Genomic DNA, 14841 nt, shown 5'->3' on the forward strand with positions numbered 1-14841 from the left:
TCACTGAATTCCACTTTGCCACTGCTTGATGGACTCGAACGGATGCAGCAGCATGATCACGTTGAGCGTCAGATTGTCCCGGATGAGGTAGCCGACACCCAGTTCGAAGATGAGGGCGAGGCCGACGATGCTCCATATAGGTAGCTTTCTGGCCATCACAAACCCCAGCACCATGGCCAGCGTGTCGGACACCGAATTAATGATGCTATCGCCATAGTAATCCAGCGAAATGGTGCCGGCGCGGTAGCGCTCGATGATGAACGGGCTGTTTTCCAGGAGTTCCCAGCCGCCCTCGACGACGACGGCGAAAGCCAGGCGCAGACCGATTGGCGAGCGCGGGAACAGGAACCAGGCCAAGGCGTAGAACAGGAAGCCGTGGATGATGTGCGAGAAGGTGTACCAGTCGGAAATATGCTGGGAATTCTCCGAACTGTTCACCACACCGTGCCAGAGTTTGACGTAACCGCAGGTGCAGATCGGCGTGCGGCCCATGCCGTAAAGCGCACCGGCCTGGAAGATGAGCAGAGCGAGCACGAGCAGAAGCCCCATCCGCCAGCTGTCTTCGTAGGCCGAGTAATTTTTGGCAGTGCCCGGTGTCGCCATCAACTCATTCCCCTTCTTCCACGTCGCTCTCTTTGCCATCGACAGCCATCAGCACGGCGTCGCCATATCTAGAGTGCCTGCGATCAATGACGCGGAATCCGGCCTTTTCATAGGCGCGGATGGCACGGCCATTGCCGGGATGCGGATCGATTATGACGCGCGGCGCGCCTTCCTCGAACAGTTGCTCGACGAATTGCCTGACGATCGCCGAGCCATGACCTTTGCCAACCAGGTCAGGCACGCCGATCGACAGGTCGATGCCGAGCGTGCCGAACGGCTGGTCGGCATAGGGATGGCCATCTTCCAGATGCGGATCGTAGCTCTGCAGATAGGCGATCGGCCTGCCGTCGAGCTCGACGATCAGCGGCTCTACAGAAATTGAGTCAATATGCTCCCGGATTTCGGCGATTTCCGTCTCCGGATCGTCCCACCATTCGGCGACATGCGGCTCGGCCAGCCAGCCGGCGATCATCGGCAGGTCTTTTTCGGTAACCGGTCGAAAATCATAGAGCACCGGCGGGTTAGCCGGCATCGAGCGTTTCGACAACAAAGTTGTTGTTGGTATAGACGCAAATGTCGGAGGCGATCTGCATCGCCTTGCGGGCGATCTCCTCGGCATCCTTGTCGCTGTCCATCAGCGCGCGGGCAGCGGCCAGCGCATAGTTGCCGCCGGAACCGATGGCCATGACGCCGAATTCGGGCTCCAGCACGTCGCCGGTGCCGGTGAGCGCCAGCGAAACCGACTTGTCGGCCACCAGCATCATCGCTTCCAGCCGGCGCAGATAACGGTCGGTGCGCCAGTCCTTGGCGAGCTCGACGCAGGCGCGCGTCAACTGGTCGGGATATTGTTCGAGCTTGGCTTCCAGCCGCTCCAGAAGGGTGAAAGCATCCGCCGTGGCGCCGGCGAAACCCGCAATGACATTGCCGCCTTTGCCGATGCGGCGCACCTTTTTGGCGTTGCCTTTCATGATGGTCTGGCCAAGGCTGACCTGGCCGTCGCCGGCGATCACCACCTTGTTGCCCTTGCGCACCGTCACGATGGTCGTGGCGTGCATACTCAGTTCATTCGACATTTTTAGCTCCGATTCGCGCGATCCCGATAAGGCGATTGGCGCGCGGTACGAGTGATTTCGATCGGCCATATGTATGCATGGGGCGGGTGATTGCAAACGGCGTCCGCCATGGCCGGTGGCTGTCCGCATCGCAACTGGCAATCGCCGGATCATGCTGCTAGAAGGCTTTCGTTTTAAGCAAATGACAGCTTGGAACCCCGTCTTGAGTTTCGAACCCCTCAGCCAAGGACAAGGTCATGGCGTCCCGTTCCGCCGAAGTCAGCCGCAAGACCAAGGAAACCGAGATCAGCGTCTCGGTCCATGTCGACGGCACCGGAAAATCCGACATGTCGAGCGGCGTCGGCTTCTTCGACCACATGCTGGACCAGCTGTCCCGCCACTCGCTGATCGACATCACGGTGAAGGCCAAGGGCGACCTGCACATTGACGACCACCACACGGTCGAGGACACCGGCATTGCGATCGGCCAGGCGCTGGCCAAGGCGCTGGGCGAGCGGCGCGGCATCATGCGCTACGCCTCTGTCGACCTTGCCATGGACGAGACGCTGACGCGGGCCGCGATCGACGTGTCGGGCCGTCCGTTCCTGGTCTGGAATGTCGCCTTCTCGTCGCCCAAGATCGGCACGTTCGACACCGAACTGGTGCGTGAATTCTTCCAGGCGCTGGCGCAGAATGCCGGTATCACGCTGCATGTCACCAATCATTATGGCGCCAACAATCACCATATTGCCGAGACCTGCTTCAAGGCGGTGGCGCGCGCGCTGCGTTTCGCACTGGAGCGCGACCCGCGCCAGCCGGAAGCGGTTCCCTCCACCAAGGGATCTCTGAAAGGGTAGGCTGATGGCCATCTATGTCGTGATGGAACCGCCAGGCCGCACCGAGGCGTCCGACGCAACCGTTTTGGTCCGCGACGGTTTTTCCTGGCTGGCTTTCCTGGTGGCGCCGCTGTGGCTCGCCTGGCACAGGCTGTGGATCGAGGCGGCGCTCGCCTTCGTCGCCATGGGGCTCATCTCGGTGCTCGGCCAATGGCTGGGACTGGACTGGGCCGGCTCCGCACTGTCTTTACTGGTCTCGCTCTATATCGGGCTGGAAGGCCAAGGGCTGCGGATCGCAGCGCTGCGCCGCCGCGGCTGGCATGAATGGGGCGTCGTCGAAGCCGACAATCCTGACGATGCCGACATCCGCCAGACACTGGACGCCCAGGCGCTTGCCGACGAGCCGGCGCCGCTGCCGCGCATCGTGCCGGACGCCAGCCTGGCCCGGCCGACGCAGACCGGGCTGACGCTGGGCCTGAGCCATACGCCGGGAAAAGCCTGAGATGCGGGTTGCCATCATCGATTACGGGTCGGGCAATCTGCGCTCGGCCACCAAGGCCTTCGAGCGCGCCGCGCATGAAGCCGGCATTGCCGCTGCCATTGAGCTAACCGCCGACGCCGAGCGGGTGCGCAGCGCCGACCGAATCGTTTTGCCCGGCGTCGGCGCCTATGCCGATTGCGCGGCGGGCCTGCGCGGCGTCGCCGGCATGTGGGAAGCGGTGGAAGAGGTAGCGATCGCCAAGGCGCGGCCGTTCCTCGGCATCTGCGTCGGCATGCAGCTGATGTCGCAGCGCGGCCTGGAAAAGACCGTGACCAAGGGCTTCGGCTGGATTGCCGGCGACGTCAAGGAGATCACGCCCGCCGATCCGGCACTGAAGATCCCGCAAATCGGCTGGAACACCATCGATCTGGAGCGCAAGCACCCGCTGTTTTCGGGTATTGCGACCGGGCCTAAGGGTCTGCACGCCTATTTCGTTCATTCCTACCATCTCGACGCGACAAGGCCGGACGAAGTGCTGGCCGTCGCCGATTATGGCGGCCCGGTAACGGCGGCGGTCGCGCGCGGTAACCTTGCCGGCACGCAATTCCATCCGGAAAAGAGCCAGGCGCTCGGCCTGGCACTGATCACCAACTTCCTGCGCTGGAGGCCTTGAGATGAGCAAGAAGGGCTACTGGATGGCGATGGTCGATGTGACCGATCCGGAAAACTATCCGAAATACATCGCCGCCAACAAAGCGGCGTTCGACAAATACGGCGCGAAATTCCTGACGCGAGGCGGTCAGTCGTCAAGCCCGGAAGGGCCATCCGGCAATCGCCATGTGATCGTCGAGTTCGAAAGCTACGAGGTCGCGCTGGCTTGCTTCCATTCTCCCGAATACCAGGCAGCGCTGAAATTCCGGCGCGCTTATTCGACCTCGCATTTCGCCATTGTGGAAGGGGTCTGAACGGTGATCCTGTTTCCGGCCATCGACCTCAAGGACGGCAAGTGCGTGCGGCTGAAGCACGGCGATATGGCGACCGCGACCATCTACAATGACGACCCTGCGGCCCAGGCCAAGGCCTTCGAAGAGCAAGGGTTTGAATGGCTGCATGTCGTCGACCTCAACGGCGCCTTCAAGGGCCAGAGCGTCAACAGCGCGGCGGTCGGCGCCATCCTCAAGGCGACGAAAAACCCGGTGCAGCTCGGCGGCGGCATCCGCACGCTGGCGCAGATCGAGGACTGGCTCGACCGCGGGCTGGCCCGCGTCATCCTCGGCACGGTGGCGGTGCGCGATCCCGACCTGGTCCGGGAAGCCTGCAAGGAATTTCCTGGAAAGATCGCCGTGGGCATCGACGCCAAGGGCGGCAAGGTGGCGGTCGAAGGCTGGGCCGAGGCTTCCAGCCTCGGCGTCATCGAACTGGCGCAGAAATTCGAAGGCGCCGGCGTTGCCGCCATCATCTACACCGACATCGACCGAGACGGCGTTCTGACCGGCATCAACTGGGATGCCACGATCGATCTCGCCGACGCGGTCTCGATCCCGGTCATCGCCTCGGGCGGGCTGGCTTCGATCGCCGACATCGTGCGCATGACCATGCCCGACGCGAAGAAACTGGAAGGCGCCATCTCCGGCCGCGCGCTCTATGACGGGCGTATCGACCCGGCCGAGGCGCTTGCGGTGCTGCAGGGCAAGGCGATGGAGACCCGGCCGTGAAAATCTCCATCATCCTGGCATCCTATGACAGTGGCCACTATCACGGCGGCATGGGCCGAGGCCCGGATGCACTTATCGCCGGCGGGCTTGTCGACGCGCTGACGCTCTCCGGGCATGACGTCGTCGTCACCGATATCGGCAGGGTTGGCGACGAACAGCAGCGCGAGATCGCCACCGGCTTTGCCGTGTGCGGTGCCCTCTCCGGCGAGGTCCGCATCGCCATAGACCGCGGCCGGTTTCCCATCGTGCTGGCCGGCAATTGCCTGACATCGGCCGGTGCGGTTGCCGGCGAGGATGCCGATGCGATCATCTGGGCCGACCAGCATGGCGATCTCAACACCCCGGAGACGTCCATCTTCGGCTTTCTCGATGGCATGGCGCTGGCCACGGTTCTCGGCCTGTGCTGGAAGCCGATGGCCTCGGCCATCCCCGGCTTCAGGCCGATCGATCCGGCGCGCTGCGTGCTGGTCAACGCGCGCGATCTCGATCCGGCCGAAACAGAGCTGTTGAAGACTTTGCCGGTCATCCGCACCGAATGCCCGGACTGGGCCACGGCCTGCGACAGGCTGAAGGCGCCGGACGCGAAGCGGGTGCACCTGCATCTCGATCTCGACGTGCACGACCCCGGGGCGCTGCAGGCCAACCGCTACACCACGCCCGGCGGCCCGGAGCCGAAACAGCTGCGCCAGGCTGTCTGCGGCATGGCCGGCCTGCTGCCGATTTCCGGCATTACCATTTCCGCCTATGATCCGGCGTTCGATGCGCAGGCCGAGGTTCCGCCGCTGGTCGGCGAACTGCTAAGCGAGTTGCTGGCGACGATGGAGAAGGGCTGATGCTGAAGGCCCGAGTCATCCCTTGCCTCGACGTCAAGAACGGCCGCGTCGTCAAGGGCGTCAATTTCGTCGACCTCATCGATGCCGGTGATCCGGTCGAGGCGGCCAAAGCCTATGACGCGGCCGGCGCTGACGAGCTTTGCTTTCTCGATATCACCGCGTCGTCCGACAACCGTGAAACCATCTTCGACGTCGTCGCCCGCACCGCCGAACAATGCTTCATGCCGCTGACCGTCGGCGGCGGCGTGCGCCAGGTGGCCGATATTCGCAAACTGTTGCTGGCCGGCGCCGACAAGGTGTCGATCAACACTGCGGCGGTGAAGAACCCCGATTTCGTCGCGGAAGCCGCCGACAAGTTCGGCAACCAGTGTATTGTCGTGGCCATCGACGCCAAGAAGGTGTCGGCGCCGAAAGAGCCCGGCCGTTGGGAGATCTTCACCCATGGCGGCCGTGAAAAGACCGGCATCGATGCGGTCGAGTTTGCGCGAAAAATGGTCGATCGCGGCGCTGGCGAGATCCTGCTGACCTCAATGGACCGCGACGGCACCAAGGCCGGTTACGACATTGCGCTGACCCGCGCGATAGCGGATGCGGTGCGCGCGCCGGTGATCGCGTCGGGCGGCGTCGGCACGCTCGATCATCTGGTCGAGGGCATTCGCGACGGCCATGCCGGCGCCGTGCTCGCCGCCTCGATCTTCCATTTCGGCACTTACACGATTGCGGAAGCCAAGGCGCATATGGCCGAGGCCGGGTTACCGATGCGGCTGGACTACCCGGTTCAATCCACTCCACAAAGGCTGTAGGCTGCGCCATGGCTGAATTTTCGCTGTCCGATCTGGAAACGATCATTGGCGAACGCGCCCGTTCCGGCGACCCGGACTCGTGGACGGCAAAACTGTTCGCCAAAGGCATCGACAAGGCGGCGCAGAAGCTTGGTGAAGAGGCAGTCGAGACCGTCATTGCCGCCGTCAAGGGCGACGAGAAAGCCCTCGTTTCCGAAAGTGCCGATCTCATATATCATTGGCTCGTCGTGCTTGGCATGGCCGGCGTTTCGCTGGGCGAGGTGCTGAAGGAGCTTGAGGGCCGCACCGGCCGTTCGGGCGTCACTGAAAAGGCATCCCGGCCGAAAGGCTGACCGCTAGAGCCGGATGATTTCGGGCCGAGGCCTTAAATCTGAATCCGTCTCTAAATTGATAGAGGGAGCATGATGTCGCCCGAAAACCGCTTCACACTTTTCGGCCTCATGCTCTAGAGGGCAGGAAACTCGATGGACCAGCTCGCTCCGACCGAGAAATATTCCCCCTATCGTTTCTTCTCGGCCGAGCAATGGTCGAACTTCCGCGCCGACACGCCGATGACGCTGGGCGAAGACGAGATCAACCGTCTGCGCTCACTGAACGATCCGGTCGACCTGGAAGAAGTCAAGCGCATCTATCTGTCGCTCTCGCGGCTGCTTTCGGCGCATGTCGAGGCCAGCCAGTTGCTGTTTCGCCAGCGCCAGGCCTTCTTCAACGCGCTGGATGTGGTCAAGACACCGTTCATCATCGGCATTGCCGGTTCGGTTGCGGTCGGCAAATCGACAACGGCCCGCGTGCTGAAGGAGCTTCTGGCGCGCTGGCCGTCGAGCCCCAAGGTCGATCTCATCACCACCGACGGGTTCCTGCTGCCCAACAAGGTGTTGCGACGAGACAATCTGATGGAGCGCAAAGGCTTTCCGGACAGCTACGATGTCGGTGCGCTGCTGCGTTTCCTCTCGGGCATCAAGTCGGCGCAGCGCAATGTCCGCGCGCCCGTCTATTCGCATTTGACCTATGACGTCATTCCCGGCGAGTTCGTCACCATCGACCGGCCCGACATTCTGATCTTCGAAGGCATCAACGTTCTGCAGCCCGGCAAATTGCCGAAGGACGGCAAGATCGTGCCGTTCCTGTCGGATTTCTTCGATTTCGCCATTTATATCGACGCCGACGAAAAGCTGATCCACCAATGGTACATCGCCCGCTTCATGCGGCTGCGCGAGACGGCCTTCCGCAATCCGGACTCCTTCTTCCACCGCTATTCGCAGCTTTCGGAAGACGCCGCGCGCGCCGTTGCGGAAGGCTTGTGGGCCAACATCAACCTGAAAAACCTGCGCGAGAACATCGTGCCGACACGGGCGCGCGCCGACCTCATCCTGCGCAAGGGCGCCAATCATCTGGTCGAGGAAGTGGCGCTCAGGAAACTGTGACCGCCGCCGCCGGGCGGCTGCCGCCAGTCGCCGATTGCCGGGCCGGGCTTGGCATCAGGATTTCGCCGTCGGGTACCAGCTTGCGGACGGCCGCACATAGGGCGATCGTGAGCGCGACCGCCGCATAACCATCGATCGCATAGTGCCAACCAAGATAGACCGAACTCGCGACTATGAAGGCGACATACAGAAATGCGATGGCGCCCAACCGCTGGTCGTACTCCCAGGTATACACCGCATTCAGGGTGATCAAGGCGACATGAACGCTTGGAAATGCCGATATTCCCGACGCGAGTCCAGTCACACCCTCGGTCTGGAGCGTCCACAGATACTGCTGGTACACGGCGGCGGAACTCGCCGACGGGCTTTGCGCAAGAAACGAAAGCTGTTCACCGAAGCGTGGCACATCGCCGGTGACATAGCCGTAGAACGCCGGTCCGGCCGACATGAACAGCCCGGCCAGGATGTTTCCGACGACTATCCACACCACCATGAAGGACAGCACATAGCGTCTCTTCAGATGCGTGGTGCGTGGTGACGTGACCATGAAAAACAGCATGCTGTAGCAAATGATGAACCACAGCATGTCGTAGTTCCATCCGACGGATTCCCGTACCCAGTCATGCTTGCCGATAACGTAGAGCCATCGCCACGGATCAGTGCCGAAATGCAGATAGGCATCGATATCTGCCAAGGCGCGATCATAGGGGAAACCTTTCCACAGGACGGACATGCCGTTCTTGACCGAGGTGAAGGTGCTTTGGAAAATCATGATGCCCATCAACAGACATATGCCGGAAAAGAGAACCGCCATCCGCTCGGCTGAGAACATCTTGCCCGCAGCAAATTTCCGCCGACGCTCAAATCGATGCAAAAGCCAGCCGGTTTCCAGGAGAAGCGATACCGCCGGCAGCACGAAACCGAAAACCATAAGCCATATCGGCACGTAGGTCTGGTATGCGGTGCGATGGAGCGCGCCGACCCAAGCCAGAAACCCCAGCCCCGTTGCAGTGTAGATGCCAATGAACAGGTAGAGCGATGCATCCGAGCGGGCGATCGAAACCGTGCGCCATGCGGCATTTCGAATGTAGCGCCAAATCACTTCGGATTCGATTTCGAGCATGGTATCCACACCGGGAATGATGACGTTTTGGCGCAGACTAGCGGCCGAAACCTTAAATTCCGTTAGGGACTTTTCATTCGCAAGGTCAGTGGTTCAGTAAGTGCAAGATTGCACTCTCACCTCTTCAAGGCAAGGTCACCCGCCGCAGCGTCAGATTGATCCGGCCGCCATTTTTCAGCAGCGCCGAGGTCGACGGATAGATGCGGTCGACGCCGTGGAAGCAGAGCCGGCCTTCGCCGCCGAGCACGACGACGTCGCCGCTTTTCAGGCGGAACGATTTGGTACCGCCGTCGCGTGTGGCCCCCCTGCCCGTCACTTGGCCGACCCGGAACAGGCAATCGTCGCCAAGTGACACCGAGACCACTGGGGCCGAGAAATCGGCTTCGTCGCGATCCTGGTGCAGACCCATTTTGGCGTCCTGCGTATAGAAATTGACCAGGCAGGCCTCCGGCGGATTCGGATAGGCGGCAACCTCCCGCCACAATTGCAGCAGCGCGTCCGGGATCGGCGGCCATGGCTCTCCGGTGAGTGGGTGCGTTGGCTGGTAGCGATAGCCCAACTCCTTGTCAGTGACCCAGCCGAGCGTGCCGCAATTGGTCATGCGCACGCTCATCTCCTTGCCGGTCCGCGGCATCGCCGGCACGTACAGCGGCGCCCGCTGTACAATGGTCCTCACCTCTTCGACCAGCGCTTCCTGCGCCGCGCGGGACAGATAACCAGGCATGTGGCGGACGCCTTTGGGCAGAACGAGCATGACTTCGCCTCCGGTTGATACTGAAACCATGCCACCGCCAATCAGAAACGGCGACCCGAAAGCCACCGTTGTCGGCCTCCCTTTCTGTGGCAATGGTGAAACCTTGCGGCTGCGGTTCCGAAGGGGAGGCCGCTTTATGCACGCAGTCGGCGCGGTCCTTAGTCGTTCTCTACCCGGCCGCGCAGCTTTTTGATCGTGCCGCGCCCTGCCTTGCTTTGCAGCCGCCGCTCCACCGAGCCTTTCGACGGCCTGGTCTTCTTGCGCGGCGGCGGCGGCGGTTCCGCGGCCTTGGCGACCAGCGCCGTCAGCCTTGCCCGGGCATCGGCCCGGTTCTGCTCCTGGGTGCGGAAGCGGCCGGCCTCGATGACGATGACGCCGTCCTTGGTGGCGCGCTGGCCGGCGAGCTTGATCGTGCGCGCGCGCACGCGTTCGGACAGGCCAGCCGCATTGGCGGCGTCGAAGCGCAACTGGACCGCGGTCGCCACCTTGTTGACGTTCTGGCCGCCGGGACCCGACGAGCGGATGAAATCCTCGTGCAGGTCGCCCGGGTGGATTACGGCCTCGTCTGATATGATGATGTCGTCGATAGGCATGCCGCAGTCATGGCGCGGCGGACCAAAAAAGAAAAGGCCCGATCGAGACCGCGCCTTTCAAGGATGCTTCGGTGAAGATGTCTCGACTATTCCGCAGCTTCCTGCAGGCGGGGTGCTGCGCCGAGCACGACGGCATCGACATGGCTCTCGAATTTCTCGAAGTTGACGGCGAACATGCCGACCAATCGCGCTGCCTGCCGGTCATAGGCTGCCTTGTCGGCCCAGGTCGAACGCGGGTCGAGAATGGCGTTGTCGACGCCAGGCACAGCAACCGGCACCTCGAAGCCGAAATTGGCGTCGGTGCGGAAACCGGACGCCTTCAACGAACCGTCAAGCGCTGCGGCCAGCAAGGCGCGCGTCGCCTTGATCGGCATACGCTTGCCGGTGCCGTAGGCGCCGCCGGTCCAGCCGGTGTTGACCAGCCAGCAATCGGCGCCGTGGCGGGCGATCAGCTCACGCAGCAGATTGCCGTATTCCTTGGGGTGGCGCGGCATGAACGGGGCGCCGAAGCAGGTCGAGAAGGTCGCTTCCGGCTCGGTAACGCCCTTCTCGGTGCCGGCCACCTTGGCGGTGTAGCCGGAGAGGAAGTGATACATCGCCTGCGCCGGGGTCAGCCGTGCGATCGGCGGCATGATGCCGAAGGCATCGGCGGTCAGCATGATGATGTTTTTCGGGTGGCTGGCCCGTCCGCTCTTCGAGGCATTGGGGATGAAATCCAGCGGATAGGCGCAGCGCGTGTTTTCGGTGAGCCGGCCGTCGTTGAAGTCCGGCACGCGGTCGGCGTTGAGCACGACATTTTCCAGCACCGTGCCGAAACGCTGCGTGGTGGCGAAAATCTCCGGCTCGGCCTCGGCCGACAGCCGGATCGTCTTGGCGTAGCAGCCGCCTTCGAAGTTGAAGATGCCGTGCGGTCCCCAGCCGTGCTCGTCGTCGCCGATGAGCGTACGTGACGGATCGGCCGACAGCGTCGTCTTGCCCGTCCCGGAAAGCCCGAAGAAGATCGCTGCGTCGCCGCCCGGGCCCTCATTGGCCGAGCAGTGCATCGGCATGACGCCCTTTTCCGGCAGCAGATAGTTGAGCATGGTGAACACCGATTTCTTCATCTCGCCGGCATAGGAAGTGCCGCCGATGAGCACGATCTTGCGGGTGAGATCGACCGCAATCACCGTATCGGTGCGGCTGCCGTGGCGGGCCGGATCGGCGCGGAAGGACGGCAGGTCGATGATCGTCATCTCCGGCACGAAATCCTCAAGCTCGGCGGCCTGCGGGCGGATCAAAAGATTGCGGATGAACAGCGAGTGCCAGGCGAATTCGGTGATGACCCGCGTCGGCAGCTTCAGCTCGGCATCGGCGCCGCCGACGAGGTCCTGCACATAGAGATCGCTATTCGCGGCGTGGACAAGGAAATCGGCGAGCAGCATTTCGAACTGGCCCGCCGAAATCGCCTTGTTGTTGTCCCACCAGACATGGGGCTCGGTGGCGCCATCGCGGACGACAAACTTGTCCTTGGGCGAGCGGCCAGTGTGCTGGCCGGTCTCGGCAAGCAGCGCGCCGCCGGCGGTCAACCGGGCCTCGCCACGGCGGATCGCTGCCTCATAAAGGGCGGCCGCACCAAAATTATAATGCACCGTGCCGGTGGTTTTCAGGCCGATACGATCGATCGCGCAAGCAGAATTGCGTTTGCCGACTTCCGACATCAAGGGTCCCTTCTTCTGGATTCGCCGCACTTTGCCGGCGCGTTTCCGGCGAGCCCGCGTTAGGGGCTGAGACGGTGAGAACCAGAAAACCCGAATGATATCAAATCATTAATCGATTTAAAAATTTTGAAAGTTGTTTAAATCGTTTATATGTGCAAAAAATCACGGTGGTTGCCCAAAGGATTGGCACACAGTGTTCGTCCAACCCGTGTAGAGGTTCCGATGGGGCCGCCGGCAAGCCGTCCGCGACAGCGGGTGGAGCCTGTGCCACATTTTGTACCTAATTTGTCCTGCAAAAGCCCCTTCTCTAAGACAGAAGGGACAGCTCATGAGGGAGCCGCTTGAAATGGCAACAATCGCGCTTGTCGATGACGACCGCAACATTCTGACATCGGTGTCGATCGCCCTCGAGTCCGAGGGGTATCGCGTCGAGACCTACACGGATGGTGCGTCGGCGCTTGAAGGCCTGGCGGCGCGGCCGCCGAATCTCGCCATCCTCGACATCAAGATGCCGCGCATGGACGGCATGGAGCTGTTGCGCCGGATGCGGCAGAAGTCGGACCTGCCGGTGATCTTCCTGACCTCGAAGGACGATGAGATCGATGAGCTTTTCGGCCTCAAGATGGGCGCCGATGATTTCATCCGCAAACCGTTCTCGCAGCGCCTGCTGGTCGAGCGGGTGCGCGCCGTGCTGCGCCGCGCCAGCGCCCGCGAAGCTGCGGCAAAGGCGCCCAGCCAGCAGGCCCGTTCGCTGGAACGCGGGCAGCTGGTCATGGACCAGGAACGCCATACCTGCACCTGGAAGGGCGAGCCGGTGACGCTGACGGTCACCGAATTTCTCATCCTGCACTCGTTGGCGCAGCGCCCAGGCGTGGTAAAAAGCCGTGATGCGCTGATGGATTCCGCCTATGATGAGCAGGTCTATGTCGACGACCGCACCATCGATAGCCACATCAAGCGGCTGCGCAAGAAGTTCAAGGCCGTCGATGACGACTTCGAAATGATCGAAACCCTTTACGGAGTCGGATACCGGTTCCGCGAAGCTTGAGTTGATGCATGTCGCCCAAAAGTGGTCGCGGTTTTTGGGACGACGACATGCATAAAACCAAAGACTAGGCGGGAGCTGCTATTCGATGGCAGTGGATGTACAGCGGAGCAGACGAACGAGCGCTGTCAGGCGGTCGCGGATTCTGCCCGCATTCCTGTCGAGGTTGACGGTGCCGATGCGCCGCTTCCTCGGCCACCACATCTTTTCCAGCCTGACCCGGCGCATCCTGTTCCTCAACCTGGCCGGCCTCGCCGTGCTGGTCACCGGCATCCTCTATCTCAACACCTTCCGCGACGGGCTGATCGACGCCCGCGTCGAAAGCCTGATGACGCAGGGCGAGATCATCGCCGGCGCCATTGCCGCGTCGGCAACGGTCGAGACCGATTCGATCAGCATCGATCCGGAAAAACTACTCGAACTGCAGGCCGGTGAAAGCCTGGGGCCGGGCTCAGACCAGCTCGACAATCTGGATTTCCCGATCAACCCCGAGCGCGTCGCGCCGGTGCTGCGGCGGCTGATTTCGCCGACGCGCACCCGGGCCCGCATCTATGACCGCGACGCCAATCTGCTGCTCGATTCGCGCCATCTCTACTCGCGCGGCCAGATCCTGCGCTACGACCTGCCGCCGGTCGAGGACGAGCAGCCGGATATGCTGGAGCGCGTGCAGAAATTCGTCTTCGACTTCTTCCGCAACAAGGACCTGCCCGTCTACCATGAGCAGCCCGGCGGCAACGGTGCGGCCTTCCCGGAAGTGGTCAAGGCGCTGACCGGCAGTCCGTCGACGATCGTGCGGGTGAGCGAACAGGGCGAGCAGATCGTTTCGGTGGCGGTGCCGATCCAGCGCTTCCGCGCCGTCCTCGGCGTGCTGATGCTGTCGACGGAAGGCGGCGACATCGACAAGATCGTCGCCGCCGAGCGCAAGGCTATTTTGCGCGTGTTCGGCATCGCCGCCCTGGTCACCGCCATCCTGTCGATGCTGCTCGCATCCACCATCGCCAATCCGCTGCGCCGGCTATCGGCGGCGGCAGTGCGGGTGCGGCGCGGCGTCAAGAGCCGCGAGGAGATCCCCGACTTTTCCGACCGCCAGGACGAGATCGGCAATTTGTCGGTCGCGGTGCGCGACATGACCAATGCGCTCTATGCCCGCATCGAGGCGATCGAAAGCTTCGCCGCCGATGTCTCGCACGAGCTGAAGAACCCGCTGACCTCGCTGCGCAGCGCGGTGGAGACCTTGCCGCTGGCCAAGAACGACAATTCACGCGGCAGGCTGATGGAGATCATCCAGCACGATGTCCGGCGTCTCGACCGGCTGATCACCGACATTTCCGATGCCTCGCGCCTAGACGCCGAACTGGCGCGTGAGGATGCCGCCACGGTCGATTTGAAGAAATTCATCACCGATCTCGTCGCCGTGTCGCGCGAAGCGACGCGCAACAAAAAGGCTGTCGAGATCGAATTCAAGGCCGCCAAGCTGCCGCAAGGCGTCAAAGGCTATTTCGTCACCGGCCATGATCTGAGGATCGGCCAGGTCATCACCAATCTGATCGAGAATGCCCGCTCCTTCGTGCCGGAGGACCACGGCCATATCGCCATTTCCCTGGCACGCTCGGGCAAGGTCAACATCGTCACCGTCGACGACAACGGCCCCGGAATCCGCGCCGACGCCATCGACCGCATCTTCGAGCGCTTCTACACCGACCGCCCGGCCGGCGAGGCGTTCGGCCAGAATTCGGGGCTTGGCCTGTCGATATCCAGGCAGATCGTCGAAGCCCATGGCGGCACGCTGACCGCCGAGAACATCCCCGGCACCAAGCCCGGCGACATCAAGGGCGCGCGCTTCGTCGTTACGCTGCCGGCCGAAGGCTGATCGCGGCTGCGC

The 14841-nt window shown here is 62.5% G+C and carries 18 protein-coding genes; 11 read left to right on the forward strand and 7 right to left on the reverse strand.

The window, feature by feature from the left end; translation table 11 throughout:
• From NKK50_RS18075 to hslV, 3 genes are read right to left on the reverse strand one after another with little or no spacing between them, the layout of a single operon-like run.
• Positions 1–603, reverse strand: a complete 603-nt coding sequence (locus NKK50_RS18075; RefSeq protein WP_352543726.1) for a DUF2585 domain-containing protein — start codon at positions 601–603, stop codon at positions 1–3.
• 4 nt (positions 604–607) lie between these two features.
• Positions 608–1135, reverse strand: coding sequence for a GNAT family N-acetyltransferase (locus NKK50_RS18080; protein WP_352543727.1), 528 nt, complete (start codon positions 1133–1135; stop codon positions 608–610).
• Positions 1125–1676: an ATP-dependent protease subunit HslV gene (gene hslV, locus NKK50_RS18085; protein WP_023672322.1), complete on the reverse strand. Its 552-nt coding sequence runs from the start codon at positions 1674–1676 to the stop codon at positions 1125–1127. Before hslV ends, NKK50_RS18080 begins: the two co-directional genes overlap by 11 nt.
• A gap of 236 nt (positions 1677–1912) precedes the next feature.
• Between hslV and hisB the strand changes: the two genes are divergently transcribed.
• The 9 genes from hisB to coaA all read left to right on the forward strand — a co-directional run bounded on the left by hisB (position 1913) and on the right by coaA (position 7747).
• Positions 1913–2512: an imidazoleglycerol-phosphate dehydratase HisB gene (hisB, locus tag NKK50_RS18090; RefSeq protein WP_023672321.1), complete on the forward strand. Its 600-nt coding sequence runs from the start codon at positions 1913–1915 to the stop codon at positions 2510–2512.
• 4 nt (positions 2513–2516) lie between these two features.
• The gene (locus tag NKK50_RS18095; protein ID WP_023828818.1) at positions 2517–2993 is read left to right on the forward strand and encodes a DUF2628 domain-containing protein; all 477 of its coding nucleotides are present in this window, start codon (positions 2517–2519) and stop codon (positions 2991–2993) included.
• A gap of 1 nt (position 2994) precedes the next feature.
• Positions 2995–3645, forward strand: a complete 651-nt coding sequence (gene hisH, locus NKK50_RS18100; RefSeq protein WP_023672319.1) for an imidazole glycerol phosphate synthase subunit HisH — start codon at positions 2995–2997, stop codon at positions 3643–3645.
• 1 nt (position 3646) lies between these two features.
• A complete protein-coding gene (locus NKK50_RS18105; protein WP_023672318.1) occupies positions 3647–3937 on the forward strand; it encodes a DUF1330 domain-containing protein in 291 nt (96 codons plus the stop codon).
• Positions 3938–3940: 3 nt separating this feature from the next.
• Complete coding sequence (hisA, locus tag NKK50_RS18110) at positions 3941–4687, forward strand: 1-(5-phosphoribosyl)-5-[(5-phosphoribosylamino)methylideneamino]imidazole-4-carboxamide isomerase (protein ID WP_023672317.1); 747 nt, start codon at positions 3941–3943, stop codon at positions 4685–4687.
• Positions 4684–5520, forward strand: a complete 837-nt coding sequence (locus NKK50_RS18115; RefSeq protein WP_023828819.1) for an arginase family protein — start codon at positions 4684–4686, stop codon at positions 5518–5520. The genes hisA and NKK50_RS18115 overlap by 4 nt, the downstream gene beginning before the upstream one ends.
• Positions 5517–6323: an imidazole glycerol phosphate synthase subunit HisF gene (gene hisF, locus NKK50_RS18120; RefSeq protein WP_023828820.1), complete on the forward strand. Its 807-nt coding sequence runs from the start codon at positions 5517–5519 to the stop codon at positions 6321–6323. The genes NKK50_RS18115 and hisF overlap by 4 nt, the downstream gene beginning before the upstream one ends.
• An 8-nt stretch (positions 6324–6331) precedes the next feature.
• Positions 6332–6655: a phosphoribosyl-ATP diphosphatase gene (locus tag NKK50_RS18125; protein WP_023681408.1), complete on the forward strand. Its 324-nt coding sequence runs from the start codon at positions 6332–6334 to the stop codon at positions 6653–6655.
• A 132-nt stretch (positions 6656–6787) separates the two neighbouring features.
• Positions 6788–7747 (forward strand): type I pantothenate kinase, encoded by a 960-nt coding sequence (gene coaA, locus NKK50_RS18130; RefSeq protein ID WP_023834606.1) that lies wholly within the window; start codon positions 6788–6790, stop codon positions 7745–7747.
• Here the strand turns inward: coaA and NKK50_RS18135 are convergent.
• From NKK50_RS18135 to NKK50_RS18150, 4 genes are all read right to left on the reverse strand, one after another.
• The gene (locus NKK50_RS18135; RefSeq protein WP_023744921.1) at positions 7734–8870 is read right to left on the reverse strand and encodes a phosphatase PAP2 family protein; all 1137 of its coding nucleotides are present in this window, start codon (positions 8868–8870) and stop codon (positions 7734–7736) included. The two genes, coaA and NKK50_RS18135, sit on opposite strands and share 14 nt — an antisense overlap.
• 124 nt (positions 8871–8994) lie before the next feature.
• The gene (locus NKK50_RS18140) at positions 8995–9624 is read right to left on the reverse strand and encodes an alpha-ketoglutarate-dependent dioxygenase AlkB family protein (protein ID WP_023681406.1); all 630 of its coding nucleotides are present in this window, start codon (positions 9622–9624) and stop codon (positions 8995–8997) included.
• Between the two features lie 158 nt (positions 9625–9782).
• Entirely contained in the window at positions 9783–10217 is a 435-nt protein-coding gene (arfB, locus tag NKK50_RS18145) for an alternative ribosome rescue aminoacyl-tRNA hydrolase ArfB (RefSeq protein WP_023672309.1), read from the reverse strand.
• A gap of 86 nt (positions 10218–10303) precedes the next feature.
• The gene (locus NKK50_RS18150; protein ID WP_023744920.1) at positions 10304–11914 is read right to left on the reverse strand and encodes a phosphoenolpyruvate carboxykinase; all 1611 of its coding nucleotides are present in this window, start codon (positions 11912–11914) and stop codon (positions 10304–10306) included.
• Between the two features lie 346 nt (positions 11915–12260).
• On the opposite strand from NKK50_RS18150, the gene NKK50_RS18155 reads away from it, so the two are divergent.
• Positions 12261–12962: a response regulator transcription factor gene (locus NKK50_RS18155; RefSeq protein WP_010912942.1), complete on the forward strand. Its 702-nt coding sequence runs from the start codon at positions 12261–12263 to the stop codon at positions 12960–12962.
• Between the two features lie 85 nt (positions 12963–13047).
• On the forward strand, positions 13048–14829 hold the full coding sequence (locus NKK50_RS18160; RefSeq protein WP_023672307.1) for a sensor histidine kinase: 1782 nt from the start codon (positions 13048–13050) through the stop codon (positions 14827–14829).
• Positions 14830–14841: the final 12 nt, after the last annotated feature.

It is taken from the genome of Mesorhizobium sp. M0001, from assembly GCF_040324255.1.
GTDB lineage: Bacteria > Pseudomonadota > Alphaproteobacteria > Rhizobiales > Rhizobiaceae > Mesorhizobium.